Source organism: Thermus thermophilus (genome assembly GCF_019974155.1).
In the GTDB taxonomy this organism is placed as follows: Bacteria; Deinococcota; Deinococci; order Deinococcales; family Thermaceae; genus Thermus; species Thermus thermophilus_C.
On sequence record NZ_AP025158.1, the window covers coordinates 954,001 to 977,998 of the forward strand.

At 69.2% G+C, this 23,998-nt stretch carries 24 protein-coding genes; 8 read left to right on the forward strand and 16 right to left on the reverse strand.

The genetic code is table 11. The features are described 5' to 3' along the window. Positions 1-52 precede the first annotated feature (52 nt). The 4 genes from recJ to trpC are packed head-to-tail and all read right to left on the reverse strand — an operon-like array spanning position 53 to position 3,831. Complete coding sequence (gene recJ / locus TthTMY_RS05170; protein ID WP_223903505.1) at positions 53-2,053, reverse strand: single-stranded-DNA-specific exonuclease RecJ; 2,001 nt, start codon at positions 2,051-2,053, stop codon at positions 53-55. Next, a complete protein-coding gene (locus TthTMY_RS05175; protein WP_011228484.1) occupies positions 2,050-2,367 on the reverse strand; it encodes a lipopolysaccharide assembly protein LapA domain-containing protein in 318 nt (105 codons plus the stop codon). Before TthTMY_RS05175 ends, recJ begins: the two co-directional genes overlap by 4 nt. Further along, positions 2,355-3,062, reverse strand: a complete 708-nt coding sequence (gene hisA, locus TthTMY_RS05180; RefSeq protein WP_096410520.1) for a 1-(5-phosphoribosyl)-5-[(5-phosphoribosylamino)methylideneamino]imidazole-4-carboxamide isomerase — start codon at positions 3,060-3,062, stop codon at positions 2,355-2,357. Before hisA ends, TthTMY_RS05175 begins: the two co-directional genes overlap by 13 nt. Before the next feature lie 4 nt (positions 3,063-3,066). Next, positions 3,067-3,831, reverse strand: a complete 765-nt coding sequence (gene trpC / locus TthTMY_RS05185) for an indole-3-glycerol phosphate synthase TrpC (RefSeq protein WP_096410521.1) — start codon at positions 3,829-3,831, stop codon at positions 3,067-3,069. Between the two features lie 26 nt (positions 3,832-3,857). Here trpC and TthTMY_RS05190 point away from each other — a divergent pair, with 26 nt between their 5' ends. From TthTMY_RS05190 to TthTMY_RS05200, 3 genes are all read left to right on the forward strand, one after another. Further along, entirely contained in the window at positions 3,858-4,469 is a 612-nt protein-coding gene (locus TthTMY_RS05190) for a PIN domain-containing protein (protein WP_096410522.1), read from the forward strand. 61 nt (positions 4,470-4,530) lie between these two features. Next, positions 4,531-4,944, forward strand: coding sequence for a helix-turn-helix domain-containing protein (locus tag TthTMY_RS05195; RefSeq protein ID WP_096410523.1), 414 nt, complete (start codon positions 4,531-4,533; stop codon positions 4,942-4,944). A gap of 3 nt (positions 4,945-4,947) precedes the next feature. Next, positions 4,948-5,775: a patatin-like phospholipase family protein gene (locus tag TthTMY_RS05200; protein ID WP_096410524.1), complete on the forward strand. Its 828-nt coding sequence runs from the start codon at positions 4,948-4,950 to the stop codon at positions 5,773-5,775. On the opposite strand, the gene TthTMY_RS05205 is transcribed toward TthTMY_RS05200, so the two are convergent. From TthTMY_RS05205 to TthTMY_RS05220, 4 genes are read right to left on the reverse strand one after another with little or no spacing between them, the layout of a single operon-like run. Next, a complete protein-coding gene (locus TthTMY_RS05205) occupies positions 5,750-6,145 on the reverse strand; it encodes a hypothetical protein (RefSeq protein ID WP_093008220.1) in 396 nt (131 codons plus the stop codon). The two genes, TthTMY_RS05200 and TthTMY_RS05205, sit on opposite strands and share 26 nt — an antisense overlap. 8 nt (positions 6,146-6,153) lie before the next feature. Beyond that, the gene (locus TthTMY_RS05210; RefSeq protein WP_324615480.1) at positions 6,154-6,897 is read right to left on the reverse strand and encodes an amino acid ABC transporter ATP-binding protein; all 744 of its coding nucleotides are present in this window, start codon (positions 6,895-6,897) and stop codon (positions 6,154-6,156) included. Beyond that, positions 6,894-8,867 (reverse strand): TRAP transporter permease, encoded by a 1,974-nt coding sequence (locus tag TthTMY_RS05215; RefSeq protein ID WP_223903506.1) that lies wholly within the window; start codon positions 8,865-8,867, stop codon positions 6,894-6,896. Before TthTMY_RS05215 ends, TthTMY_RS05210 begins: the two co-directional genes overlap by 4 nt. Positions 8,868-8,923: 56 nt before the next feature. Further along, complete coding sequence (locus TthTMY_RS05220) at positions 8,924-9,868, reverse strand: TAXI family TRAP transporter solute-binding subunit (RefSeq protein ID WP_096410526.1); 945 nt, start codon at positions 9,866-9,868, stop codon at positions 8,924-8,926. A gap of 97 nt (positions 9,869-9,965) precedes the next feature. On the opposite strand from TthTMY_RS05220, the gene TthTMY_RS05225 reads away from it, so the two are divergent. Next, positions 9,966-11,204 (forward strand): O-acetylhomoserine aminocarboxypropyltransferase/cysteine synthase family protein, encoded by a 1,239-nt coding sequence (locus tag TthTMY_RS05225; RefSeq protein WP_096410527.1) that lies wholly within the window; start codon positions 9,966-9,968, stop codon positions 11,202-11,204. A gap of 85 nt (positions 11,205-11,289) precedes the next feature. On the opposite strand, the gene TthTMY_RS05230 is transcribed toward TthTMY_RS05225, so the two are convergent. The 3 genes from TthTMY_RS05230 to TthTMY_RS05235 all read right to left on the reverse strand — a co-directional run bounded on the left by TthTMY_RS05230 (position 11,290) and on the right by TthTMY_RS05235 (position 13,130). Next, positions 11,290-12,516, reverse strand: a complete 1,227-nt coding sequence (locus tag TthTMY_RS05230; protein WP_096410528.1) for an aminopeptidase — start codon at positions 12,514-12,516, stop codon at positions 11,290-11,292. A gap of 31 nt (positions 12,517-12,547) precedes the next feature. Further along, the gene (locus TthTMY_RS11860; RefSeq protein WP_267874007.1) at positions 12,548-12,679 is read right to left on the reverse strand and encodes a hypothetical protein; all 132 of its coding nucleotides are present in this window, start codon (positions 12,677-12,679) and stop codon (positions 12,548-12,550) included. Positions 12,680-12,881: 202 nt separating this feature from the next. Then, on the reverse strand, positions 12,882-13,130 hold the full coding sequence (locus TthTMY_RS05235; protein WP_096410529.1) for an HTH domain-containing protein: 249 nt from the start codon (positions 13,128-13,130) through the stop codon (positions 12,882-12,884). Between the two features lie 34 nt (positions 13,131-13,164). Between TthTMY_RS05235 and polX the strand changes: the two genes are divergently transcribed. Further along, positions 13,165-14,892, forward strand: a complete 1,728-nt coding sequence (gene polX, locus TthTMY_RS05240; protein WP_096410530.1) for a DNA polymerase/3'-5' exonuclease PolX — start codon at positions 13,165-13,167, stop codon at positions 14,890-14,892. Here the strand turns inward: polX and TthTMY_RS05245 are convergent. Together TthTMY_RS05245 and TthTMY_RS05250 are read right to left on the reverse strand one after the other, a co-directional pair. Further along, positions 14,870-15,529 (reverse strand): type-5 uracil-DNA glycosylase, encoded by a 660-nt coding sequence (locus TthTMY_RS05245; RefSeq protein WP_096410531.1) that lies wholly within the window; start codon positions 15,527-15,529, stop codon positions 14,870-14,872. The two genes, polX and TthTMY_RS05245, sit on opposite strands and share 23 nt — an antisense overlap. A gap of 13 nt (positions 15,530-15,542) precedes the next feature. Then, positions 15,543-17,108 (reverse strand): acyl-CoA carboxylase subunit beta, encoded by a 1,566-nt coding sequence (locus tag TthTMY_RS05250; protein WP_223903507.1) that lies wholly within the window; start codon positions 17,106-17,108, stop codon positions 15,543-15,545. A gap of 92 nt (positions 17,109-17,200) precedes the next feature. Between TthTMY_RS05250 and TthTMY_RS05255 the strand changes: the two genes are divergently transcribed. Continuing rightward, the gene (locus tag TthTMY_RS05255) at positions 17,201-17,641 is read left to right on the forward strand and encodes a hypothetical protein (RefSeq protein ID WP_223903508.1); all 441 of its coding nucleotides are present in this window, start codon (positions 17,201-17,203) and stop codon (positions 17,639-17,641) included. Positions 17,642-17,794: 153 nt separating this feature from the next. On the opposite strand, the gene TthTMY_RS05260 is transcribed toward TthTMY_RS05255, so the two are convergent. Genes TthTMY_RS05260 through TthTMY_RS05270 form a run of 3 tightly spaced genes read right to left on the reverse strand, consistent with a single transcriptional unit; the run spans position 17,795 to position 20,649 of the window. Further along, complete coding sequence (locus tag TthTMY_RS05260) at positions 17,795-18,739, reverse strand: electron transfer flavoprotein subunit alpha/FixB family protein (RefSeq protein WP_172844614.1); 945 nt, start codon at positions 18,737-18,739, stop codon at positions 17,795-17,797. Between the two features lie 9 nt (positions 18,740-18,748). Further along, positions 18,749-19,492, reverse strand: coding sequence for an electron transfer flavoprotein subunit beta/FixA family protein (locus TthTMY_RS05265; protein WP_096410534.1), 744 nt, complete (start codon positions 19,490-19,492; stop codon positions 18,749-18,751). An 11-nt stretch (positions 19,493-19,503) separates the two neighbouring features. Further along, positions 19,504-20,649: an acyl-CoA dehydrogenase family protein gene (locus TthTMY_RS05270; RefSeq protein WP_096410535.1), complete on the reverse strand. Its 1,146-nt coding sequence runs from the start codon at positions 20,647-20,649 to the stop codon at positions 19,504-19,506. 97 nt (positions 20,650-20,746) lie between these two features. Between TthTMY_RS05270 and TthTMY_RS05275 the strand changes: the two genes are divergently transcribed. Together TthTMY_RS05275 and TthTMY_RS05280 are read left to right on the forward strand one after the other, a co-directional pair. Beyond that, positions 20,747-23,641, forward strand: a complete 2,895-nt coding sequence (locus TthTMY_RS05275; protein ID WP_096410536.1) for an ATP-binding protein — start codon at positions 20,747-20,749, stop codon at positions 23,639-23,641. After that, positions 23,619-23,975, forward strand: a complete 357-nt coding sequence (locus tag TthTMY_RS05280) for a response regulator transcription factor (RefSeq protein ID WP_096412891.1) — start codon at positions 23,619-23,621, stop codon at positions 23,973-23,975. Before TthTMY_RS05275 ends, TthTMY_RS05280 begins: the two co-directional genes overlap by 23 nt. The last annotated feature ends 23 nt before the right edge of the window (positions 23,976-23,998 follow it).

Sequence of the window (23,998 nt, forward strand, 5' to 3'; positions counted from 1 at the left end):
CACCAGGTGGATCATCCCGTAGACCCGGTAGGCCCCGGTGTAGATCCGGGCCTCATGTGCTTCCCGCGGGCTCTTGTACATCCATCACCTCCCAGTAGGCGAGGAGGGCCTCGCTGAAGAGGCCCGGGTGGCGGCGCTCGTAGGCGAAGAGGAGGCGGCGGTGGACGAGGGCTTTGAGCCGGGCCCCGGGGGTGTGAAGGACGGGGGGGGCGGAAAGCCTGGCCCGCGCCTCCCGCCCCAGGGCCACCTCCACCCGCCTGCCCAGGACCGGCCTCGGGGGGAGGCCGAGCCAAAGCCCGGCCTCCTCGGGGGGGAGGAGGCGGAAGCCCGCCTTCCTGGCGTAGTCCAGCCCCTCGGGGTTGTCCTCGGGGACGTAGACCCCTTCCCCCAGGCGGGCCCGGGCCAGGGCCTCGCGAAGGGGAAGAGGGTAGGCGAAAGGCGCGATTCCGCCTTCCAGCGCCTGGGGCTCCCGCAGGTCCACCGCCTGGACCTCGTAGGCGAGGTGGCCGTTCCAGGCGTTCTCGCTGAGGAGGCCCGCCACCTCCACCTCCGGGGGCAGGGCGAGGTCCCCCCGTTTCCAGGCCAGGACCCGCACCCCCTTTAGGCGGAAGGCGAGGTGGCGGCCCTCCCCGAGGCGCCGGACCTCCTCCGGGGCGCCGAAGAGGAGGAAGAGGGGCTCGGGGTTTCCCTCGCCGTGGGGCTCCAGGAGGGCGAGCTCCCGGAAGACCTGGGGGAGGAGGCCGGGCTCCGGGAGCAGGTCCAAAAGGGCCACCTCGCGCACGGGGTCGGGGAAGCGGGCGGCGTAGGCCTCCACCCGGGCCTTAAAGGCGGGGAAGAGGGCTTCGTCCATGGCGAAACCCGCCGCTTCCTTGTGCCCCCCGTAGCGCAACAAAAGGTCCTCGGCGCTCCTTAGGGCCTCCACGGCGCTGATGGGGGCGAGGCTTCGCACCGTCCCCTTGCCCTGGGCCACCAGGAAGACGGGCCGGAGGGTTGCCTCGAGGATCCGGCTCGCCACGATGCCCATCACCCCCGGGTGCCCCTCGGGGTCCAGGAGGACGATGGCCTTGGCCTCGGGGTCCGCCTGGGGGAGGAGCTTCCTGAGCATGGCCTCCTCCAGGGTCTGGCGGCGGGCGTTTAGCCGGTGGAGTTCCCCCACAAGGGCCTGGGCTTCGGCTGCGTCGTCGGTGAGAAGGAGCCTTAAGGCCTTTTCGGCCTCTCCGAGGCGGCTTGCCGCGTTGATCCGGGGGGCGATGCGGAAGGCCACCTCCACCGCCTTCCCCGTGTACCCCACCGCCTCGGCCAGAAGCCTGAGCCCCACCCAGGAGGAGGTGGGGATGCGGGCCAGGCCCTCCTTCACCAAGGCCCGGTTCCAGCCCCAAAGGGGGGCCACGTCGGCGATGGTGCCCACCGCGGCGAGGTCGGCGTACTCCAGGGGAGGGGGAAGCCCTAGGCGCTCGTGGAGGGCCCAGAGGAGGAGGAAGGCCACCCCCGCCCCCGTGGGCTTCTCCCCAAGCCCCGGGGTGTAGGCGGGGTGGAGGACGAGGCCGGGGGGAGGGGTCTCCTTGGGGGTGTGGTGGTCCGTGACCAGGACCTCCACCCCGTTTTCCACGAGCTCCCGAAGCTCCGCGTGGTTGGTGATGCCGCAGTCCACGGTGAGGAAGACCTCGGCCGCCTCCAGGTGCTCGGGAACCCGGTCCATGAGCACCCCGTAGCCCTCCTCCAGGCGGTGGGGGATGAAGGGGTGGACATCCGCCCCCAAGGCCCTAAGCCCCCGCACCAGGATGGCCGTGCCCGTGAGCCCGTCCGCGTCGTAGTCCCCGTGGACGCGGATCCGCTTCCCCTGGCGGAGGGCCTCCTCCAGGAGGGCCGCCGCCTCCCTCAGGCCCTCGAGGGGAAGGAGGGCGAGGGGGGGGTCCAGGTCCTCCCTGCGCCTAAAGCCCCGGTGCCAGTAGGCCAGGGCGGCCTCCGGCCCCACCCCCAAGGCCGTCATCACCTCCCGCCACTGGGCGAGGGGAGGGAGGGAAAGCACCCGCCAGCGGACCCGGTCCCTCATGCCTCCAGGTCCCGGTCGGGGATGCGGGGGATCTCCTCTATGCGCGCCTTCTTCAGCTCGGCCACTTCCCGCTCCAAGGCCCGGACCCGCCTCCAGGCGGCCGCCCGCTCCCGCCGCCCAGCCCAGGCGAGGCCCAGGGCGTAAAGCCCGCCCACGCCGAGGCCCAGGAGGAAGGCCCCCGGCAGGAGGAGGTAGAGGGGCCAGGGGCCCCAGGGGGTGGGGAGGGCGAGGAAGGGGTAGGTCCCGTAGAGGTAAAGCCCCGTGCCCGCCACGAGCAGTCCCGATACCAGGAGGAGCCAGTTCACGAGCGCCATCCCGCCCCCTTTAGCCGGATCCGGCCCTCGTAGAGGGCCTTGCCCACCAAAGCGCCGTCCACACCTAGGGCCTGGAGCAGGTGGAGGTCCTCCGGGGAGGCGATCCCTCCCCCCACGATAAGCTCGTGGGGCCAGGCCGCCCGCACCCGGGCCACCACCTCCCGGTCCAGGCCCTTCAGGGTCCCGTCCCGCCGGACGTCGGTGTAGAGGAGGGTCCGCACCCCCATTTCCGCCCAGGCCCGGAGGAGGTCCAGGGCGGAGGCGGAGACGGCCTCCTGCCAGCCCGAGACCACCACTTCCAGGCCCCGGGCATCCAGGGCCACGGCCAGGCGGTCCGGGCCCACCTCTTCCAGCATCCGCGCCAGAAGCCCCGGGTCCTTCACGGCCACCGTGCCCACCACCGCCCGGCTCGCCCCCAGGGAGAGGGCCTCCTGCAGGGCCTCGAGGCTCCGGATCCCCCCCGCGAGCTGGAAGGGGATGGAGAGGGAGGCCGCCACCCGGCGCACCGCCTCCCGGTTCTCCCCCGTGCCCAGGGCGCGGTCCAGGTCCACCAGGTGGAGGAGGGTGGCCCCCTCCTCCTGGAAGCGCAGCGCAGCCTCCACCGGGTCCCCGTAGGAAGTCTCCCGGGCAGGGTCCCCCTCGTAGAGGCGCACCGCCTTGCCCGACTTCAGGTCCACCGCCGGGATGAGGCGCATGGCCCTATCCTACAAGCTCCCTTAAGGCGGCCTCCAGATCGGGCGCCCGCATCAGGCTCGTGCCGATGAGGACGGCGTCAAAAAGCCCCTCCAGAGCCTTCAGCTCCTCCTTTCGGGAATACCCCGACTCCGCCACCAAAACCCCGCCGAAGCCCCGCTCCCGGGCCAGGCGGCCTAAGCGGGGGGCGGTGGCGAGGTCTATTTGCAAGGTGGTGAGGTCGCGGTTGTTGATCCCGAGGACCTCCGCGCCGGCCTCGAGGGCGATCTCCAGCTCCCTCTCGGTGTGCACCTCCACCAGGGCCTCGAGGCCAAGCCGCCTCGCCTCCTCCAGGTAGGCCCCCGTGAGCTCCCCCAAGAGGGCCACGATGAGGAGGGCGGCGCTCGCCCCGAAGGCCCGGGCCTCCTCCAGCATGAAGGGGTCCACCACGAAGTCCTTCCGCAGGAGGGGAAGGCCCACCGCCTCACGCACCCGCTTGAGGTCCAAGAGGCTTCCCCCGAAGCGGTGGGGCTCGGTGAGGACGCTCACCGCCCTCGCCCCGCCCCGCTGATAGGCCAGGGCGGCCTCCACCGGGTCCACCTCCCGGATGACCCCCGCGGAGGGGCTTTGCTTCTTGACCTCGGCGATGACGGAAAGCCCCGGCAGGAGTAGGGCTTCCTTGAAGGAGGGGACCGGGGGGGGCTCGGGGAGGGGATAGGGGGCCACCTCTTGAGCTCTCATCCGGGCGATCTCCCCCAGGACCCCGGGGACGCGGGAAAGGTCGGGCCTCATGGGGCCATTCTACCTAGAATGGGGCCATGGCCCGCCCGCTTCCCAGGACCCTTTTCCTGGATGCTTGCGTCCTTTATCCCGCCCCGATCCGGGACCTCTTCGTGGGCCTGGCCTTGGAGGGACTTGTGCGGCTCAAGTGGAACCGGCGCGTCCAGGAGGAGTGGATCCACAACCTGCTTAAAGACCGCCCTGACCTCACCCCGGAGCAGCAGGCGCGGATCTGGGCCACCCCTGAAAAGATGAAGGAAGTTTTGGCGTTCCAAGAACCCCTGGTAGAGGGCTACGAGAGTCTGGTGGAGGAAATCCAGCTCCCCGATGAAGACGACCGCCACGTGGTGGCCGCCGCCTGGTGGGGAAAAGCGGAGGCCATCCTCACCTTCAACCTCAGGGACTTTCCCGAAGAGGAGCTTGGCCGCTGGGAACTCCTGGCCCTCCACCCCGACGACTACCTCACAGAACTTGCCGAAAGGCTGATCCGGAAAAACTTCCTGCTTGACCCTCTTCTTGGTGTGCTTCGGCGCCAGCGCCGCGCCCTGCGCAACCCCCCTCTCGGGGTGGAGGCCTTCCTGGAAAGCCTGAGGCGGGCCGGGCTGATCACCTTCGCAGAAGCCCTTGAGGCCTACAAGGGGTACCTCTAACCCGGCCGGGCCTGTTGCGTTTATTTCGTTTATCCGGTAAACTGGGGCCTGGAGGTTGGGTATGGGCGGTCTCCTCTTCACCTCTAGGCCCTCGGCGGAAGCGGTCAAGGCCTTCCGGGAAAAGCTCGCCCCCGGGAAGGTTCTGCACCTCGAGGAAACCTCTTTGGTGCTCACCCCGGAGCTGGCCCGGCTTTTCCGGGAGCTTTTGGGGGCGCTTTTGCGGGGTGAGGCGGTGCGCATCGTTCCCCTGGAAGCGGAGCTCACCACGGGCCAGGCGGCCGAGCTCCTCGGGGTCTCCCGGCCTTACCTGGTCCGGCTTTTGGAGGAAGGCAAGATTCCCCACCACAAGGTGGGGACCCACCGCCGGGTCCGGGCCAAGGACCTCCTGGCCTACCTGGAGGCTTCCCGGAAGCGGGGCAGGGAGCTTTTGGACGAGCTTATCGGCGAGGCCCAGGAGCTCGGCCTGGGGTATTAGGCCGTGCGCGGCGTGGCCTTGGCCTTAGGGGGAGGCGGCGTTCGGGGGTACGCCCACCTCGGGGTGCTCGCCGTCTTGGAGGAGGCGGGTGTCCCCATCCGGGGCCTTGCGGGGAGCTCCGCCGGGGCCTTGGCGGCGGCCGCCTGGGCCTTCGGCCACAAGGACCCCTGGAAGGTGCACGAGGCCATCTTTGACCGGGAGGTGGCGGAGCTTTCCCGGGCGGGAAGCCTCCGGGCTTTGGCCCGGCTCTTCATCGCCTTCAGGCGCCCGGCCGTGGTGGCCACAGGCCGGATAGAGGAGGGGCTTAAGGCCCTCTTTGGCGAGGCCCGCCTGGAGGAAAGCCCCCTTCCCCTGGCCATCCAGGCCGCCGACCTCCTCACGGGGGAAAAGGTGGTGCTCCGGCGAGGCCCGGTGTGGCAGGCGGTGCTGGCCAGCATGGCCATCCCCGGCCTTTTCCCCCCGGTCCCTTGGGAAGGGCGGCTTCTGGTGGACGGGGACGTGGTGGAGAAGGTGCCGGTGCGGGCGGCCAAGGCCCTCTTCCCCAAGGTGGTGGCCGTGGACGTCTCCAACCCCCCGCCCAAGGAACCGCCCAGGACGGCCCTCGAGGCCGCCCTCCTGGCGGGCGAGGCGAGCCGGAGGCGCCTGAAGGCGCTGGCCCTCAGGGAGGCCGACCTGGTCCTCGCCCTGGACCCTCCCTTCCCCATAGACACCTTTGACCACGAAAAACTCCCCCTGGTCTACGAGCTCGGCCAGAAGCGGGCCCGGGAGCGGCTCAAGGAGGTCCAGGCCCTGGCCCGGGTGCGCCTTAGGGACCTCTTCCCCCGGCGATAAGCCTCTCCGCCCGGCGCACCAGGTTTAGGCCCAGAGCGAGGCCCAAGGGAAGGAGCCAAAGCCCCTGGGGCCTCAGGAGAAGGCCCATCACCCCCAGGAAGAAGAAGAGGGCCGCCCCGAGCCCCACGGCCACCAGGGGGGCCAAGGGGCCCTCCTCCTTCAAGGCTTCTCGCCCTTGGCGGTAGAGCCAAAGCCCCCCCAGGAAGGCCAGGAGGTACAAGGCGGGGTGGAAGGCCCGGGGGAGGAAAAGGGAAAGGAGAAGGAGGACCCCCCCCTGCCCCAGGAAGAGGGCGAGCCCGTAAAGCCAAAGCCCCCGGCGCCTCGAGGCCCGGTCCGCCCCCGGGTCCAAAAGGGCCCTGAAGACCTCCAACCGCCCCCCTACTGGTGGAGGACCCGCTCCAGGAAGGCCCGGGTGCGCTCCTCCTTGGGGGCGGTGAAGATCTCCCCCGGCCTCCCCTCCTCCACGATCTGCCCCCCGTCCATGAACACCACCCGGTCCGCCACCTCCCGGGCAAACCCCATCTCGTGGGTCACCACCAGCATCGTCATCCCCCCGCGCGCCAGGTCCCGCATCACGTCCAACACCTCCCCCACCATCTCCGGGTCCAAGGCGCTCGTGGGCTCGTCAAAGAGCATGATCTTGGGCTCCATGGCGAGCGCCCGGGCGATGGCCACCCGCTGCTGCTGGCCCCCGGAAAGCTGCCCCGGGTACTTCCCCGCCTGGTCCAAAATCCCCACCCGCTCCAAAAGCTCCAAAGCCTTCCTCTCCGCCTTCTCCTTCGGCCAGCGCCGCACCCGCATGGGGGCCAGGGTGATGTTCTCCAAGACGGTCATGTGGGGGAAGAGGTTGAACTGCTGGAAGACCATCCCCACCTCCCGCCTCACCTCCCGGAGAGCCCGGTCGTCCTTGACGTTCAGGCCGTCCACCCACACCTCCCCCTCCTGGAAGTCCTCCAGGCGGTTGATGGTGCGGATGAGGGTGCTCTTCCCCGAGCCCGAGGGCCCGATGATGACGAGCTTCTCTCCCGGGGCCACCTCCAGGTGGATCCCCTTGAGCACGTGCAGGGGACCGAACCACTTGTGCAGGTTGTGGATTCGGATGATGGGCTCCACCGCCCTCATTTTCGCACCCGCTGGAGGAGGTAGACCAGGAGGAAGAGGCCTAGGCCTATGGCGTCCGTGAGGAGGCCCGGGACCACCAAGGCCAAGGCCGCTCCCAGGAGAAGGGCCCTTTCCCAAAGGCGGGTGGGCTTGTGCAGGAAGCCCACCAGGGCGGCGGCGAAGGCGGTCATCCCCAAAAGGGCGGTTAGGAAAACCCAAAGGCCCTCAAGCCAGGAGTCCACCCCCAGGAGGAGGAGCTTGGGGTTAAAGAAGAACATGTAGGCGAGGAGGGCGGTCCTGAGCTCGTAGACGAAGCCCTGCACCGCCGTCTTCCAGAAGTCCGACTTGGCGATGGCGCTCGCGGCGTAGGCGGCGAGGGCCACAGGAGGGGTGGAGTCCGCCATGATGCCGAAGTAGAAGACGAACATGTGGGCGGCCACCGGGGGCACCGGGTAGCCCGCCTTCTCAGAAAGCTGCAGGACCACGGGCACCACCAGGGAGGCCATGACGATGTAGTTGGCGGTGGTGGGGAGGCCCATGCCGAGGAGGAGGCTCGTGAGCTGGGCGAGGAGGAGGACCAGGAGGAGGTTCCCCCCGGAGAGGCGTTCCACGATGTCCGTGAGCCCGAAGCCGATGCCGGTCATGGTGACGATGCCCACAATGACGCCGGCGGTGGCCGTGGCCAAGGCGATGCCCACCATGCCCCGGGCGCCCGCCTCGAGGCCCTCCAGGATGAGCCTTCCTCCCCTCAAGAGCCCAAAACCCACCCCCGCCCCGCCCCTATGGGCTCGCCAGGCCTCCTGGAGGAGGATGAGGGCCAGCATGAAGAAGACGGTGTTCAAGGCGGCCCGCTCCGGGGTGAGCCTCAGGCCCACCAGGGCGTAGAGGAGGTAGGCCAGGGGCAGGAGGTAGTGGGCCCCCGAGCGGAGGATGGGACCAAGGGGGGGAAGCTCCGAGCGGGGCACCCCCTTGAGGCCCAAGGCGAGGGCCTCGAGGTGGACGGTGAGGAAGAGGGTGGCGTAGGCGAGGAGGGCGGGGACGAGGGCGATGAGGATGAGCTGGTTGTAGGGGATGCCCAGGAACTCCGCCATGATGAAGGCCGCGGCCCCCATCACCGGCGGCATGAGCTGCCCGTTGGAAGAGCTCGCCACCTCCACCGCCCCCGCCTTCTCCGGGGGGTAGCCCACCCGCTTCATGAGGGGGATGGTGAAGGTGCCCGTGGTGACCACGTTGGACACCGAGCTCCCCGAGACCACCCCCGTGAGGGCGCTCGCCACCACCGCCGCCTTGGCGGGCCCCCCCCGGAAGTGGCCGAGGAGGGCGTAGGCTGCCTGGATGAAGAAGCGCCCCGCCCCCGCCTTCTCCAAAAGGGCCCCGAAGAGGACGAAGAGGAAGACGAAGGTGGCCGAGACCCCCAGGGGCACGCCCCAGATCCCCTCGGCGGTGGTGTAGAGCTGGCCCATGAGCTGGCTCCACTGGCTCCCGGCGTGGAGCTGAAGCCAGGAGGGGAGCATGTAGGGGATGAGGCCCTTGGGCCCGGTGAGGGCGTAGAGGATGAAAAGGGAGGCGATGACGGGCAAGGCGGGCCCCACCACCCGCCAGCTCGCCACGAAGAGGACGAGGAGGGTGAGGGTCCCCATGACCACGTCCCGCCCGCTCGGGATGCCGCCCCGGAGCTGGGTGATGCCGTAGTAGTCCAAGACCACGTAAAGCGCCCCCGCCACCCCCAAAAGGGCCAAGACCCAGTCCGAAAGGGGCACCCGGTCCTTGGGGCCCCTCTTCCCCGGGTAGGCCAAGAAGGCCAGGGCCAGGGCGAAGGCCAGGTGGACCGCCCGCAGGCGCAAGGGGTCCAGGGTGCCGACCTCCGTGGCCCAGAGCTGGAAGAGGCTCCAGGCCACCCCTAGGGCCACGAGCAGGTAGCGGGCCAGGCCCCTGGGCTTCCGCCCCCCGAGCTCACTTTCCTCCACCAAAAGCGAAGCGTCCTGCGCCATCCTTCCTCCAGGCAAAGGGGGCCCCAGGCGGGGCCCCCAGGGCGTTCCTTCTCAGCCTACTTCAGGACCCCCAGCTCCTTGTAGAAGCGCTCCGCCCCCGGGTGCAAGGGGATGGGCAACCCCTTCACCGCCTTCCGTATATCAAAGAAGCGCTCCAGGTTAGGGTGGATCTTCTTGAAGGCCTCCAGGTTGCCGAAGACCGCCTTCATGAACTTGTACACCGTCTCCTCAGAGAGCTTCTCCGAGGCGATGAGCATGGCCTGGACCGCCACGGTGGGGGTGGTCACGTCCACGCCCCTGTAGGTCCCGCCGGGGATGTTGAAGCCCACGTAGAAGGGGTACTTCTTGGCGATGCCCTGGATCCGGTTCAGGTCCACCGCCACCAGGGCGATGGGGGTGGTGAGGGCGAGCTGTTGGATGGCAGAAGCCCCCAGGCCCACGGTGTAGAAGAGGGCGTCCGCCCGCTTGTCCTGCATGAGCTGGATGCCCTGGGTGGCGCTCACCCGGATGGCCTGGCCGAGGTCGTCAAAGGTGAGGCCGTAGGCCTCGAGGATCTGCCGGGCGTTCTGCTCCGTGCCGGAGCCCACGTCGCCCACCACCACGCGCTTGCCCTTGAGGTCGGCCACGGTGCGGATCCCCGCGTCCTTCCGGGCCACGATGTGGACCACCTCGGGGTAGAGGGCGGCGAGGGCCCGGATCCCCTTCACGGCCTTGCCCTCAAAGGCGGGGATGCAGCAGCCCTGGTAGGCGTAGTAGGCGATGTCGTTCTGGGCCAGGGCCATCTCAAACTCCCCGGCGGCGATGGCGTTGATGTTGGCCACGCTTCCCCCGGTGGAGCGGGCGTTGGCCCGGAGGCCCACATTGGCGTCGTTCACCAGCTTGGCCATGCCCGTGGCCACGGGGAAGTAGACCCCCGTGGTGGAGCCGGAGCCGATGGTGAGGAACTCCTGGGCCAGGCCCAGGCCTGCGAGCGTCAAAGCGGCAAGGATGAGCTTCCTCATACACACCTCCTTGGTGCCGCCGGTAGTATACCCGGCCCTTGCCCTTCTGGCAAGCGCCGCGCGGCCCGGGGAGGGGTTTTTCGTTAGACTAGGGGGTATGGAGTACGCCACCCTCGCGGTCCTCGCTGGGCTTCCCGAAGACCCCCACGGGGCGGTGGGGCTTCCCGTCTACGCCGTGGCCGCCTACGGCTTCAAAACCCTGGAAGAGGGCCAGGAGCGCTTCGCCACCGGGGAAGGCTACGTCTACGCGCGCCAGAAGGACCCCACGGCCAAGGCCCTGGAGGAGAGGCTCAAGGCCCTGGAGGGGGCCTTGGAGGCCGTGGTCCTGGCCTCGGGCCAGGCGGCCACCTTCGCCGCCCTCCTCGCCCTCCTCCGCCCGGGGGACGAGGTGGTGGCGGCCAAGGGGCTTTTCGGCCAGACCATCGGGCTTTTCGGCCAGGTGCTTTCCCTCATGGGGGTAAAGGTGCGCTACGTGGACCCCGAGCCCGAGGCCGTGCGGGAGGCCTTCAGCGAGAAGACCCGCGCGGTCTTCGTGGAGACCGTGGCGAACCCCGCCCTCCTTGTGCCCGACCTCGAGGCCCTGGCCACCCTGGCCGAGGAGAAGGGGGTGGCCCTGGTGGTGGACAACACCTTCGGGGCGGCGGGGGCGCTCTGCCGGCCTTTGGCCTGGGGGGCCCACGTGGTGGTGGAAAGCCTCACCAAGTGGGCCTCGGGGCATGGCTCCGTTTTGGGCGGGGCGGTGCTTTCCCGGGAAACCGGGCTCTGGCGGAACTACCCCCAGTTTTTGCAGCCCGACCTCAAGGGCCAGGTCCCCTGGGAGGCCCTGGGGGCGAGGTGCTTCCCCGAAAGGGTCCGCACCCTGGGGCTTTCCCTCTGCGGCATGGCCCTTTCCCCCTTCAACGCCTACCTCCTCTTCCAGGGCCTGGAGACCGTGGCCCTGAGGGTTGCGCGGATGAGCGAGACCGCGCGCCTCCTCGCCGAGCGCCTCCAGGGCCACCCCAAGGTGAAGGCCCTCCGCTACCCGGGCCTTCCCGAGGACCCCGCCCACAGGAACGCCCGGAAGTACCTGGCCTCGGGCGGGCCCATCCTCACCCTGGACCTGGGAAGCCAGGAGGCGGCAAGCCGCTTCCTCCGGGCCATCCGCCTCTTTAAGGCGGCGAACCTCGGGGACGCCCGGACCCTCCTCGTCCACCCCTGGACCACCACCCATAGCCGCCTCACCGAGGAGGCGAGGCTCCAGGCCGGGGTGACCCCGGGGCTCGTGCGGGTCTCCGTGGGCCTGGAAGACCCCCAGGACCTCCTCGCCCTCTTTGAGGAGGCCCTAGGGGCGGTGTAGGTCTGTTCCCCCCATGCGGCCCCCGGAGAAGGTTCCTTCGCGCAGCCCGGGCTAGGGTTTCGGGAAAGTCGCTCTAGCGGGACGCCTAGACCACCCACCTTCCCCGCCGCATGAGGGGAATGCGGGTGCCGTCCTCGTAAAGCCCGTCCACGTCCATCTCCTCGGAGCCCACCATCCAGTCCACGTGGATGAGGCTTTCGTTACCCCCCCGCCTCCGGAACTCTTCCCCCGAGGGGCGGCCCTCCAGGTTTTCCGCGTAGGCCTGGCCGAAGGCGATGTGGCTTGCAGCGTTTTCGTCAAAGAGGGTGTCAAAGAAGACGAGGCCCGTCTTGGCGATGGGGTTGTCCGCGGGGACCAGGGCCACCTCCCCGAGGCGCTTCGCCCCCTCGTCCGTGTCCAGAAGCCGCTTCAACACCTCCTCGCCCTTCTCGGCCCGCACCTCCACGGCGAAGCCCCTCTCAAACCGGGCGAAGATCCCCTCCACCAAGGTGCCCCCCAGGGCCAGGGGGCGGCTTGCGCGCACCACCCCCTCCACCCGCTCCCGGTGGGGGGCGGTGAAGACCTCCTCCGTGGGCAGGTTGGGGTTGCAGAGCCGGCCCCCCTTGGTGGGGGTGGCCCCGCCCTGCCAGAGGTGCCCCTCGGCGAGGCCCACCACGAGGTCCGTCCCCGGCCCCCGGAAGTGGAGAGCGTGGAAGCGGCGGGCGTTCAGGTAGGCCACCTTCTCGTGGAGGGCGCGGTTGTGGGCCTCCCAGGCGGCCACGGGGTCTTCCTGGTCGGCCCGGGTGGCCTGGAAGATGGCCTCCCAGAGCCTCCTCACCGCCTCCTCCTCGGGGAGGTCTGGGAAGACCGCCCTCGCCCAGCCGGGGTGGGCGAAGGGGACGATGGTCCAGTTGCTGACGAACTCCGTGATGGCCTCGAGGGCGGGCTTGTAGGCGCGGGCGTTGGCCTTTTGCGCCCGGCCCACCCTCTCCGGGGGAAGCCCTTCTAGGGCCTTGGGGTCGCTCCCCGAGACGGCAAGCCTCGCCGCCCCTTCCCTGAAGGCCTTGGCCATCCCCTCGTAGAGCCAGGCCGGGGCCTTGTCCAACCCCTCTTCCGGCGCCAGGGCGAGGCGCTTGCGGGCAAGCTCCTGGTCCCCGTAGATCACGGTGAAGAGGCTCGCCCCCTCCCGGTAGGCCTTCTCCGCGAGAAGGCGCACGAAGTCCACCGCCTCAACGGGGGCGGTGGCGATGACCTCCTGCCCCTTCTCCAGGTTGAGCCCCACGCGGATGGCGAGTTCCGCCAGCTTTTCCAGGTTGCGCTTGAAGGCGTCCACGCCCCAAGTCTTCGCCTAAAGGGGGGCTTCGTCAAGGCCTGGGGCAGCTTCGGGGCCGGGCGAGGAGGAGGACGAGGCCCGCGAGGAGGAGGAGGAAGGGGCGGTAGGCCTCGAGGGCCACCCCCAAGGCGGCCAGGGCGAGGGCCAGGAGGTAGCGGAGCATGCCCCCATTCTACCCCTGGGACAGGTATCTTGCCCCCTGAGGGAGGCCCTACCGCCCTGGTTGCCGGGCATCCGCGCCCGCGGGATTGATGGGTGGCCACCCGCCCCGGCCTCCCCGCCGCACAGCATCCCGGTCGTCAAAGACCGCATCCACATGGAAGGGCGGGTGGCGGAGCCCGCCGCCTTTGAGCGGGCCAACTACCTCAGGGTTCTGGGCTCGTACCGCCTTCTTCCCTGAGGGCGTAAAGCCCTTCCCCCAGGGCCACCACCGGGCTTCGGTGCCAGCGGGCCAGGGCGGAAAGGCGGATCTTGGCGATCTTCTCCGGTTCCTTCACGTCCTTCCAGAGCCCGTCCTCCTTGAGGAGGCGGCCGATCTCCGTGTAGTGGAGGGGCCTTCCCGCTTCTTTGAGAAGCTCCAGAACTTTTTTACGAAACCGGTCCGGCCTCGGCATGGGGCTTCGTCCAGTCTACCCGTATAGTGGGGGTATGCGGAACCAGGAGCTCGCCCGGATCTTTGAGGAAATCGGGCTCATGAGCGAGTTTTTAGGGGACAACCCCTTCCGGGTCCGGGCCTACCACCAGGCGGCCCGCACCCTCTACGACCTGGACACCCCCATAGAGGAGATCGCCAAGAGGGGCAAGGAGGCCCTCATGGAGCTTCCCGGGGTGGGGCCGGACCTCGCGGAGAAGATCCTGGAGTTCCTCCGCACGGGGAAGGTGGGGAAGCACGAGGAGCTTTCCCGGAAGGTCCCGCGGGGGGTCCTCGAGGTGATGGAGGTCCCCGGGGTGGGGCCCAAGACGGCCCGGCAGCTCTTCCAGGAGCTCGGCATAGACTCCCTGGAAAAGCTCAAGGAGGCCCTGGAGCGGGGGGACCTCACCCGGCTCAAAGGCTTTGGCCCCAAGAAGGCGGACCGCATCCGGGAAGGCCTCGCCCTCGCCCAGGCGGCGGGGAAGCGGAGGCCCTTGGGGGCGGTGCTCTCCCTGGCGCGAAGCCTCCTCGAGGCCATAAGGGGGCTTCCCGGGGTGGAGCGGGCGGAGCTTTGCGGCTCGGCGAGGCGCTACAAGGACACCGTGGGGGACCTGGACTTTTTGGTGGCGAGCAGAGAGGGCGAGCGGGTGGTGGAGGGCTTCGTGCGCCTTCCTCAGGTGAAGGAGGTCTTCGCCAAGGGGAAGGAAAGGGCCACGGTCTTTTTGAAAAACGGCCTCCAGGTGGACCTGAGGGTGGTCCCCTTGGAAAGCTACGGGGCGGGCCTCCAGTACCTCACGGGGAGCAAGGCCCACTCCATCCGCCTTCGCGCCCTCGCCCAGGAAAAGGGCCTGAAGCTTTCCGAGTACGGGGTCTTCCGGGGGGAGCAAAGGATCGCCGGGGAGACGGAGGAGGGGGTCTACGCCGCCTTGGGCCTTCCCTGGATCCCACCGCCTCTTCGGGAGGACCACGGGGAGATAGAGGCGGCCCTTTCGGGAAGGCTTCCTAGGCTCCTTGAGCTTTCCCAGATCAAAGGGGATCTTCAGGTCCACTCCACCTACTCCGACGGGAAGAACACCTTGGAGGAGCTCTGGGAGGCGGCGAGGGCCCTGGGCTACCGCTACCTCGCCGTCACCGACCACTCCCCGGCGGTGCGGGTGGCGGGGGGGCCTTCCCCCGAGGAGGCCTTGAAGCGCATAGAGGAGATCCGCCGCTTCAACGAGACCCACGGCCCCCCCTACCTCCTCGCCGGGGCCGAGGTGGACATCCACCCCGACGGCACCCTGGACTACCCGGACTGGGTCTTAAGGGAGCTGGACCTGGTTTTGGTCTCCGTCCACTCCCGCTTTAACCTCCCCAAGGCCGACCAGACCAGGCGCCTCCTCAAGGCCCTGGAGAACCCCTTCGTCCACGTCCTCGCCCACCCCACGGCGAGGCTTTTGGGCCGCCGCGCCCCCATTGAGGCCGACTGGGAGGCGGTCTTCCGGAAGGCCAAGGAAAAGGGCGTGGCGGTGGAGATTGACGGCTACTACGACCGCATGGACCTCCCCGACGACCTCGCCCGCATGGCCTACAGCATGGGGCTTTGGGTAAGCCTCTCCACCGACGCCCACCAGACCGACCACCTCCGCTTCATGGAGCTCGCCGTGGGCACGGCGCAAAGGGCCTGGATCGGCCCCGAGCGGGTGCTCAACACTTTGGACTACGAGGACCTCCTCTCCTGGCTCAAAGCCCGGCGAGGCGCTTAGCCTCCTTCAGGACCTCAAGGAACATCTCCCGGGTGAGCCTTCCCGTCTGGGTGTTCTGCCGGGAGACGTGGTAGCTCGCGAGGAGGTGCCTTCCCCCGGGGAGGGGGTAGTGGGCCCCGTGGCGGAAGGGGTAGGCGCTCTTCCTCAGGCCGAAGTGGGCGAGGAGGGCCTCGAGGGCCACCCTCCCCAGGGCCAGGTAGACCCGCACCTCGGGGAGGAGGCCGAGCTCCAGCGCCGTCCAGCGGGCGCAGGCGCGGAGCTCCTCGGGGGTGGGCTTGTTCTTGGGCGGGGCGCAGCGCACCGCCGCGGTGAGGTAGACCCCGTGGAGCCTGAGGTCGTCCCCGGGAAGGCTTTCCGGCTTGCTGGCGAGGCCCGCCTCATGGAGCAAGGGGTAGAGGAAGGCCCCGGAGGCGTCCCCGGTGAAGGGGCGGCCCGTGCGGTTGGACCCGTGGGCCCCGGGGGCGAGGCCGAAGAGGAGGATCTTGGCCTGGGGGTCGCCGAAGCCCGGAACCGGTTTGGCCCAGTAGGGCTCGCCCCGGAAGGCCCGCTTCCTCCCCACCACCTCCTCCCGCCAGGCCACGAGCCTGGGGCAGAGGCGGCAGGCGGCAAGCTCCGTGCGGAAGGCCTCGAGGTCCACGCCTAAAAGGTGCCTACAGGGGGATGTTGTCGTGCTTCTTCCTGGGCCTCTCCTCCTGCTTCTCCCAGAGCATCCTTAGGTGCTGGTAGAGGACGCGCCGGGTGTGGGTGGGGTCAATGACGTCGTCAATGTAGCCCCGCCCCGCCGCCACCCAGGGGTTGTCAAAGGCCCGGCGGTACTCCTCAATCTTCCTCCTCCGGGTCTCCTCGGGGTTAGGGGAGGACTGGATCTCCCTGCGGTAGATGATGTTCGCCGCCCCTTCCGCCCCCATCACCGCCACCGCCGCCGTGGGCCAGGCCAGGACCACGTCCGCCCCCATGTCCTTGGAGTTCATGGCGAGGTAGGCCCCCCCGTAGGCCTTGCGGGCGATGAGGGTGATCTTGGGCACCGTGGCCTCGGCGTAGGCGAAGAGCATCTTGGCCCCGTGGCGGATGATCCCCCCGTGCTCCTGGGCCACGCCGGGCAGGAAGCCCGTCACGTCCACCAGGGTGAGGAGGGGGATGTTGAAGGCGTCCATGGTGCGGATGAAGCGGGCCGCCTTGTCCGAGGCGTTGATGTCCAAGGCCCCGGCCATGAAGCGGGGGTTGTTGGCGATGACCCCCACGGGGTACCCCCCGAGCCGCCCCAGGCCCACGATGATGTTCCGGGCGAAGCGGGGCTGGATCTCCAGGAACTCCCCGTCGTCCAGGAGGGTGCGGATCACCTGGTGCATGTTGTAGGGGCGGCGGGCATCGGGGTGGACGATCTCCAGAAGCTCCGGGGTGGGGCGGAAGGGGTCGTCCTTGGGGGTGAGGACGGGGGGCTTTTCCCGGCTGTTCTGGGGGAGGTAGGAAAGGAGCTTCTTGATGAGGTCCAGGACCTCCTTGTCGTCCTTCCCCTCCAGATGGGCCACCCCGCTTTTCTCCATGTGGACGTCGGCCCCCCCGAGCTCCTCAAAGGTCACCTCCTCCTTGGTGACGCTCTTGATCACCTCGGGGCCGGTGATGAACATGTAGCTCGTGCCCCGGCTCATGAGGACGAAGTCGGTCATGGCGGGGCTGTAGACCGCGCCCCCGGCGCAAGGCCCCAGGATGGCGGAGATCTGAGGGACGACCCCGGAGTAGATGGCGTTCCGGTAGAAGACCTCCCCGTAGCCCGAGAGGCTGTCCACCCCCTCTTGGATCCGGGCCCCGGCGGAGTCGTTCAGGCCGACGATGGGGGCCCCCACCTTGGCCGCGAGGTCCATGAGGCTCGCGATCTTGCGGCCGTGCATCTTGCCCAGGGAGCCGCCCAGCACGGTGAAGTCCTGGCTGAAGACGAAGACCAGGCGGCCCCCAATGGTGCCGTAGCCCGTCACCACGCCGTCCGCGGGGGCCTCTATCCCCTCCATGAGCCCGGTTTCCAGGTGCTCGGCGAAGGGCATGAGCTCCACGAAACTCCCCGGGTCCAGGAGGTAGTCTAAGCGCTCCCTCGCGGTGAGCTTGCCCTGCTGGTGCTGCTTCCTTATGCGCTCCTCGCCCCCTCCTAGGAGCACCTTTTTGCGCCTTTCTTCCAGCTCCGCCAAGAGCTCGTCCAGGATGAGCCGGGCGTTATCGGCCATAGTCCAGGGCATGATACAATGGCCGGGGACGGCCGGAAAACCTTGGGCCTATCCCGGAAAGGAGGTGAAGCGTGAGAAGGTGGCTTCCTGCGTTGCTGGCACTGGTCCTGGTGGCGGTCCTCGTGTTTTTGGGGTACCAGGCCTACACGGCCTACCAAGGGCTTCAGGCCAGGGTGGCCGCCCTCGAGGCCCAGGTCCAGGGCCAGGGGGAGGCCTTGAAGGCCCTTTCCGGGCGGGTGGCCCGGCTGGAGGAGGAGGTCTTCCGCACCCCCGCCGAGCCTCTCTCCCCGCCCCCGGCTCCTGAGGTGCCGGCGCCCCCCGCTTGGCCTTACGTGGTGGGGGTGCTCGTCCTCCTTCTCCTCCTCTACCTCTTCCTTCGGCTTCTCCGCGCCCCCGAAAAGCCCAAAAGGGCCACCGAGAAGGCCGAGGAAAAAAGCCCAAGCCAGGCCGCTTCCCCCGAAGGGGTGGAGGAGGCCCGGATGCTGGACGAGGGAGCGCCACCCCCTCCCCCGGAGGAGCCGAGAAAGGAGTGATCCCACCCGGAAGGAGAGGAAGCCCCCCGCCTCTAGGCGGGGGGCTTTTCCCCTAAGTACCCCACCGCGGCTTTCGCCGCGGTGGGGGCCCCAAAAGGACCTTCCCAAGCCTTATTTCGGGCAACCCGTGTTGCGAAATCAACGTGCAGCCACTTAGTCCTTCAGCTTTTTCACCGCCTCAATCAGGGCAGGGAGCACCTGGTGCACGTCCCCCACGATGCCGTAGTCGGCGTGCTTGAAGATGGGGGCCTCGGGGTCTTTGTTCACCGCCACGATGTACTTGCTCTTGTTCATCCCCGCCAGGTGCTGCACCGCCCCGGAGACCCCCAGGGCGATGTAGAGGGAGGGTTGGACGGTCTTGCCCGTCTGGCCCACCTGCTCGGCGTAGGGACGCCAGCCCGCGTCCACCACCGCCCGGGTGGCCCCCACCGCGCCCCCAAGGAGGGCGGCGAGTTCCTCCACAAGCCCAAAGGCCTCCGCGCTCCCCATGCCCCGGCCCCCTGTGACCACCACGTCCGCCTCGGTGAGGGAGACGCCCTTCTTCTCCTCCTGGAGGCGCTCCAGGACCTCCACCGTGGGCACCTCGGGCACGCTGAGGGCCACCACCTCGGCCTCGCCCCCAAGGGGCTCCGCGAGGGGAGTGGTGTTGGGCTTCACCGTGAGGACCACGGGAAGGGCCGCCTTCACCCTCTGGGTCACCCGGTTCAGGTAGGCGTAGCGGGTGGCGTGGACCTCGCCGCCTTCCAGGCGGGACTCGAGGGTGTCCTCAAGAAGCCCCGCTCTTAGGGCGTAGGCCACCCGGCCCAAGTAGGCCCGGCTCTGCCTGGAGGAGGGGGCCACCACCGCCTTGGCCCCACTGGCCTCGGCGGCCTTAAGCACCCCGGCCGCCCACTTCTCGGCGGTGTAGGGGCCTAGGGTGGCGGTGTAGAGAACCTCCACGTATTTGCGGGCCTCCTCCACGGGGGCCTTCTCCTCGGCGAGGAGCACCCCGGCCACCTTCCCCCCCAGGGCCTGGGCCAGGTCCCGGGCCCGGGTCAGGGCCTCGAGGCTTCCCTTCCTGAGCCGGTTGCCGTCGTGGTCCAAGACTACGAGCACCATAGGCACCTCCTAGATGACCTTGGCCTCCTCGTGGAGGAGCCGCACGAGCTCTTCCGCCGCCGCCACGGGGTCCTTGCCGTCCAGGATCTTGCCGAGCCTGGACTTCTCCTGGATCTCCTCGGAAATCAGGGTGACCTTGGGGGTAAGGCGCGCCTGCACCTTCCGGATCTCCTTCTTTTTGGCCTTCATGATCCCGGGCAGGGTGGGGTAGCGGGGCTCGTTCAGGCCCTGCTGCGTGGTGAAGACGGCGGGAAGCCGCACCCTAACCCACTCCGCCCCCTCGTCTAGGTCGTGCTTGGCCTTGGCCGTGTCCCCTTCCAGCTCGAGGGCGGTGGTCCAGGCCACCACCGGCACCCCTAGGGCCTCCGCCAGGGCCCCCCCCAGGGCTTGGCTGTCCCAGTCCGCCTGCTGCCCCCCGGTGAGGACCAGGGTGGGGGCTTCCTCCTTGAGCACCTCCACCAGGGCCTCGGCCACGGCCACGGGGTCGGCAAAGCCCTCGTAGACCACGTGCACCCCCCGGTCCATCCCCATGGCCAAGGCGGTGCGGATGGCCTCCTCGGTGCGCTCGGGGCCGAAGCCCACCACCACCGCCTCCCCGCCGTGCTTCTCCTTGAGGCGGAGGGCCTCCTCCACCGCGTACTCGTCCATCTGGTCCAGGATCATCGTGGCCCCGGAGAGGTCCACGCGGTCCCCCTGGACCCTGAGCCTGCTCTCGCCGTCGGGCACCTGCCGGATCACCGCCACGAACTTCATCCCTCACCTCCTCACTCCGCCAGGACGTGCCTGGCGATGATGAGCCTCTGGATCTCGTTGGTCCCCTCGTAGATCTGGTTGAGCTTCACGTCCCTGAGGAGTTTTTCCACGGGGAACTCCCGCACGTAGCCGTAGCCGCCGTGGATCTGGATGGCCTGGTTGGCCGCCTCAAAGGCGATCTCGGAAGCGTAGGCCTTGGCGATGGCGCTGGCGTGGGCGTGGGGAAGGCCCTGGTCCGCGAGCCAGGCGGCGTAGTAGGTGTACATGCGGGCGGTTTCAATGCCGATGAGCATGTCGGCGAGCTTGAACTGGATGGCCTGGAAGTTGGCGATGGGCTGGCCGAAGGCCTCCCGCTCCTTGGCGTACTTCCTGGCCTCGTCCAGGGCCCGCCTCGCCACCCCCACGCTTCCCGCGGCCACGGGGATCCGGGTCTTGTTCAGGGTCTGCATGGCGATCTTAAAGCCCTCCCCCTCCTCCCCCAGGCGGTTTTCCACCGGCACCTTCACGTCCTCAAAAATGAGCTCGTAGGTGCCCGAGGCCCTTTGCCCCATCTTCCCGTGGATCTTGACGGCCTTGAAGCCGGGGGTGCCCCGCTCCACCACCAGGGCCACCACCCCTTTGTGGCGTAGCTCGGGGTTCACCGTGGCGAAGACCACCACCCACTCCGCCTCGCCGCCGTTAGAGATCCACATCTTGGTGCCGTTCAGGATGTAGTGGTCGCCTTGGCGGATGGCCCGGGTCTTTAAGGCGGCGGCGTCGGAGCCGTTTCCGGGCTCGCTTAAGGCGAAGGCGGCGAGGGCGGGCTTCTTTGTGAGGGGCCTCAGGAAGCGCTCCTTCTGCTCCTCCGTCCCTGCGAGGAGCACCGGGGTGATGCCCAGGTCGCTCGCCATGGGGATGGTGTAGATGCCCATGCAGGCGTAGGCCAGCTCCTCCCCCACGATGACCTCGTCCAGCATCTTGAGCCCCATCCCCCCGTACTCCTCGGGGATGATGGCGTTCAGGAGGCCCACCTCGTGGAGCTTCTCAATCACGGGCCAGGGGACCTCCTCCTTCTCGTCGTACTCCCGGGCCACGGGGAGGATGACCTCCTTGGCGAAGCGCCGGGCCAGGGCCTGGAGCTGCCTTTGCTCCTCCGTGAGGCTGAAGTCTATGGGCATCCCGCACCTCCTTCCGCCGGGGGCTCCCCCTTTGACCGAGTCTAAGATTTTTGGAAGCCCCTGGCAACCCCGGCCCCCATGCTACCATTGGGGCAAGATGCGGCTTGTGGGGCAGATGGAGGTCCTGGCCCGGTTTCAGCGGGCGCTTCTAAAGGACCTCGAGCCCACCCAGATCCTCCGGAACCTCCTGGAGGTGGCCACGGAGGAGGGGGTGGAGCGGGCGGCCCTCTTCCTCTACCACCCCGAGACCCGGGAGCTCGTGGGGGAGGTGGCCTCGGGGCGGGGGCGGCACTACACGGTCTCGGCCATCGCCTTGCCCCTCTACGCCAAGGGGCCGGTGCAGGAGGCCTTCTTCGCCGAGGGACCCCTTAGGCGGGGAGAGGAGTGGCTTCTTCCCGTGGTGGGGGAGGAGGAGGCCTTCTGCTGGGCCGATCCTGAAAGGCGTTGCCGGGAGCGTCCCCGGGCCACGCAAGAGACCCGGGCCCTCATCTGCCCCTCCTGCCCCCGGTTCGCCGCCAAGGGGGTGCTGGCCCTGGAAGGGGTTCCCCCCTCCCTCCAGCCCCTTCTTCCCCTCCTCGCCCAGCTCACCGCCTTGGCCCTGAAAAACGGGGAGCTCTTCGCCCAGAGGGACCAGGCCCTGGCCCGCCTTTCCCGGCACGTGGAGGCTCTGGCCCACGTGGGCGCCCTCACCCGCGAGGTGGCCCGGGCCCTGGACCCCAACGCCGTGCTGGAGACCCTGGCCCGGGCCCTGGTGGAGCGCCTTGGCTTTTACCGGGCCACCGTGGCCCTGGTGCGGGGGGAGAGCCTCCTCGGCCACCTCACCGTGAAGGGAAGGCAGGTCTTCTGGACCGAGGGGAAAAGCGCCCTTCACCTCGCCCTGGCCTCCTCCCCCGACCCCATGGCCCGGGCCGCCCGGGAGCGGCGAAGCCTCCTGGTGCCCCGGGAGGCCCTTCCCCCTGGGGTGGCCCAGGGGATGGGGCCCACCGTGGCCTTCGTGCCCGTGGTGGCCGAGGAGGCCGTCCTCGGGGTCTTGGCCGTGGACCACGGGCCCGGAGGGCCTCCCGTTTCCGAAGAAGAGGTGCGCTACCTGGAGCTTCTGGCCGGGGCGGCGGGGGTGGCCTTCCGCAACGCCGAGCTCTACCGGGAAAAGACCCGCCTCTCCTTAGCCCTGGCCGCGGAGAGGACCCGGCTTTCCCAGATCCTGGAGGAGCTTCCCGACGGCGTGGTGGTCCTCTTCGGTGAGCGGGGTTTCGCCAACGGCCGGGCCCGGGAGGCCTTGGGCTTGGGGGCGGAGGTGGCCTTGGAGGACCTTCCCGCCGCCTTGGCCCCCGCCTTGGAAGGGGGGAGGCTGGAGCTCGCCCTGGGCGGGGCCACCTACAGCGTGCGGGGGCGGCAGGTGGGGGAGGCGAGGATTTTGGTCCTCCACGACATCACCGAGCGCACCCGCACGGAGCGGGCTCTAAGGGACCAGGTGGCCTTCACCCAGGCCCTGGTGGACGTGGCCCAGGAGGCCCTCCGCCAGCGGGACCTTCCCTCCTTGGCCCGGGCCATCGTGGAGCGGCTCTTGGCCCTCTTCGCCGCCCAGGAAGGGGTGCTCCTTGCGGAAAGCGGGGGGAAAGGGGAGGTGCTCTACAGCACCTGTGCCCTTCCCGAAGAGCTTCCCCGGCCCAACCTCCTGGAGCGGGCCCTGGGGGAGGAGGCCCCCTTGGGGGTGGAGGCCTTGGCCCCGGAGGACTGCGCCCTGGCGGAGGCCTTGGGCCTAAAGAGCGCCCTCGTGGTCCCCTTCCGGACGCAAGGGTTCCGGGGGGCCCTCTTCCTTGGCTACCGCCAGGGGCGGCGCTTTTCCGAGAGGCTTCTCCACCGCCTGGGGCAGGTGGCCACCCTCCTCGCCCTGGTGCTGGAGAAGGGGCGCTTCCTGGCCCTTCTGGAGGCCGAGGAGGAGCGCCTGAAGGCCTTTCTGGAGCACTCCCAGGATGTGGTCTACGTGCTGGACCAAGAAGGCTTCATCCGCTTCGCGAGCCCCAGCGTGCGCACCCTTTTGGGCTACGAGCCCGAGGGGTACAAGGAGGCCCCGGTGAAGGCCTTGGACTTCGTCTACCCGGAGGACCGGCCCAAGGCGGAAGCCCTGCTTGGGGAGCTCCTTTCCCAGCCGGGGCACACCCTCACCGGGGCGTTCCGGGTCCTCCACAAAGACGGCACCCCTATCCCCATGGAGGCCTGGGGGCGGAACCTCCTCCAGGACCCCAGGGTGGGGGGGGTGGTGGTGGACCTGAGGGACCTCAGGCCCAGGCTGGAGGCGGACCGGGTCAAGGGGGAGTTCATCGCCGCGGTGAGCCACGAGCTCCGCACCCCCCTCGCGGTGATCATGGGCCTGGCGGAACTCTTGCAGGAGGAGGCCCTTTCCCCAAGCGCCCAGGAGTCCGTGGAGCTCATCCTGGAAAGCGCCTTCCGCCTCAAGACCATGGTGGACAACCTTCTGGACACAAGCCGCCTCGAGGCGGGCCGCTTTGAGATCTCCCGGCGCCCCGTGCACCTTAAGCCCCTCCTTCTGGACCTGGCCCGGAGCTTCCAGGGGGTGGCCCGGCTTTCCGGGGTGGAGTTCTGTGTGGAGGTGGAGGAGCTTCCCCTCGTGGAGGTGGACCCAGACCGCATCGTCCAGGTGGTGGGCAACCTCCTCGCCAACGCCTTCAAGTTCACGCCCTCCGGGGGATCGGTGCGGCTTTGGGCCGGGGTGCGGGGGGAGGAGGTGTGGGTGGAGGTCCGGGACACCGGGCCCGGGATCCCCAAGGAGGAGCTCCCCCGGCTTTTCCAGCGCTACGCCCGGGCCAAAAACGCCCGCGCCCGGGGGGTTTCCGGCACCGGGCTTGGCCTTTTCATCTCCAAGCACATCGTGGAGGCCCACGGGGGGCGGATAGAGGTGGAGAGCGAGGAGGGAAAGGGGAGCCTCTTCCGGGTTATCCTGCCTCTGTATGGCCCGCATCCTGGTGATTGAGGACGAGCCCCTGGTGGGGCACATGCTCCGCCGCTTTCTGGAGCGGGCAGGGCACGAGGTGGTCTGGGCCCCGAACGGGGAGGCGGGCCTTAGGCGCCTGGCCGAAGGGTTTGACCTCGTGGTCTGTGACCTCATCATGCCCGGGATTCCCGGGGAGGAGGTGATCCGCCGCATCCGGGAGGGGGCGGGACCGCCGGTCCTCGCCGTTTCGGCCAGCGTCTCCCAGGAAAGCCAGCGCCGGGCCCTCGAGGCCGGGGCCCAGGCCTTCCTGGGCAAGCCCTTTGAGGCCCAGGCCTTCTTGCGGGTGGTGGAGGGGCTTCTCCGGGGGGCATAGGTCCCGAAGGCCTTGGTATAGGC

What these genes read in the sequence shown, in the direction of transcription:
- recJ (WP_223903505.1), bottom strand. Translation starts at nt 2,053, where the DNA reads ATGAGGGACCGGGTCCGCTGGCGGGTGCTTTCCCTCCCTCCCCTCGCC.
- TthTMY_RS05175 (WP_011228484.1), bottom strand. Translation starts at nt 2,367, where the DNA reads ATGGCGCTCGTGAACTGGCTCCTCCTGGTATCGGGACTGCTCGTGGCG.
- hisA (WP_096410520.1), bottom strand. Translation starts at nt 3,062, where the DNA reads ATGCGCCTCATCCCGGCGGTGGACCTGAAGTCGGGCAAGGCGGTGCGC.
- trpC (WP_096410521.1), bottom strand. Translation starts at nt 3,831, where the DNA reads ATGAGGCCCGACCTTTCCCGCGTCCCCGGGGTCCTGGGGGAGATCGCC.
- TthTMY_RS05190 (WP_096410522.1), top strand. Translation starts at nt 3,858, where the DNA reads ATGGCCCGCCCGCTTCCCAGGACCCTTTTCCTGGATGCTTGCGTCCTT.
- TthTMY_RS05195 (WP_096410523.1), top strand. Translation starts at nt 4,531, where the DNA reads ATGGGCGGTCTCCTCTTCACCTCTAGGCCCTCGGCGGAAGCGGTCAAG.
- TthTMY_RS05210 (WP_324615480.1), bottom strand. Translation starts at nt 6,897, where the DNA reads ATGAGGGCGGTGGAGCCCATCATCCGAATCCACAACCTGCACAAGTGG.
- TthTMY_RS05215 (WP_223903506.1), bottom strand. Translation starts at nt 8,867, where the DNA reads ATGGCGCAGGACGCTTCGCTTTTGGTGGAGGAAAGTGAGCTCGGGGGG.
- TthTMY_RS05220 (WP_096410526.1), bottom strand. Translation starts at nt 9,868, where the DNA reads ATGAGGAAGCTCATCCTTGCCGCTTTGACGCTCGCAGGCCTGGGCCTG.
- TthTMY_RS05225 (WP_096410527.1), top strand. Translation starts at nt 9,966, where the DNA reads ATGGAGTACGCCACCCTCGCGGTCCTCGCTGGGCTTCCCGAAGACCCC.
- TthTMY_RS11860 (WP_267874007.1), bottom strand. Translation starts at nt 12,679, where the DNA reads ATGCTCCGCTACCTCCTGGCCCTCGCCCTGGCCGCCTTGGGGGTGGCC.
- TthTMY_RS05235 (WP_096410529.1), bottom strand. Translation starts at nt 13,130, where the DNA reads ATGCCGAGGCCGGACCGGTTTCGTAAAAAAGTTCTGGAGCTTCTCAAA.
- polX (WP_096410530.1), top strand. Translation starts at nt 13,165, where the DNA reads ATGCGGAACCAGGAGCTCGCCCGGATCTTTGAGGAAATCGGGCTCATG.
- TthTMY_RS05250 (WP_223903507.1), bottom strand. Translation starts at nt 17,108, where the DNA reads ATGGCCGATAACGCCCGGCTCATCCTGGACGAGCTCTTGGCGGAGCTG.
- TthTMY_RS05260 (WP_172844614.1), bottom strand. Translation starts at nt 18,739, where the DNA reads ATGGTGCTCGTAGTCTTGGACCACGACGGCAACCGGCTCAGGAAGGGA.
- TthTMY_RS05265 (WP_096410534.1), bottom strand. Translation starts at nt 19,492, where the DNA reads ATGAAGTTCGTGGCGGTGATCCGGCAGGTGCCCGACGGCGAGAGCAGG.
- TthTMY_RS05270 (WP_096410535.1), bottom strand. Translation starts at nt 20,649, where the DNA reads ATGCCCATAGACTTCAGCCTCACGGAGGAGCAAAGGCAGCTCCAGGCC.
- TthTMY_RS05275 (WP_096410536.1), top strand. Translation starts at nt 20,747, where the DNA reads ATGCGGCTTGTGGGGCAGATGGAGGTCCTGGCCCGGTTTCAGCGGGCG.
- TthTMY_RS05280 (WP_096412891.1), top strand. Translation starts at nt 23,619, where the DNA reads ATGGCCCGCATCCTGGTGATTGAGGACGAGCCCCTGGTGGGGCACATG.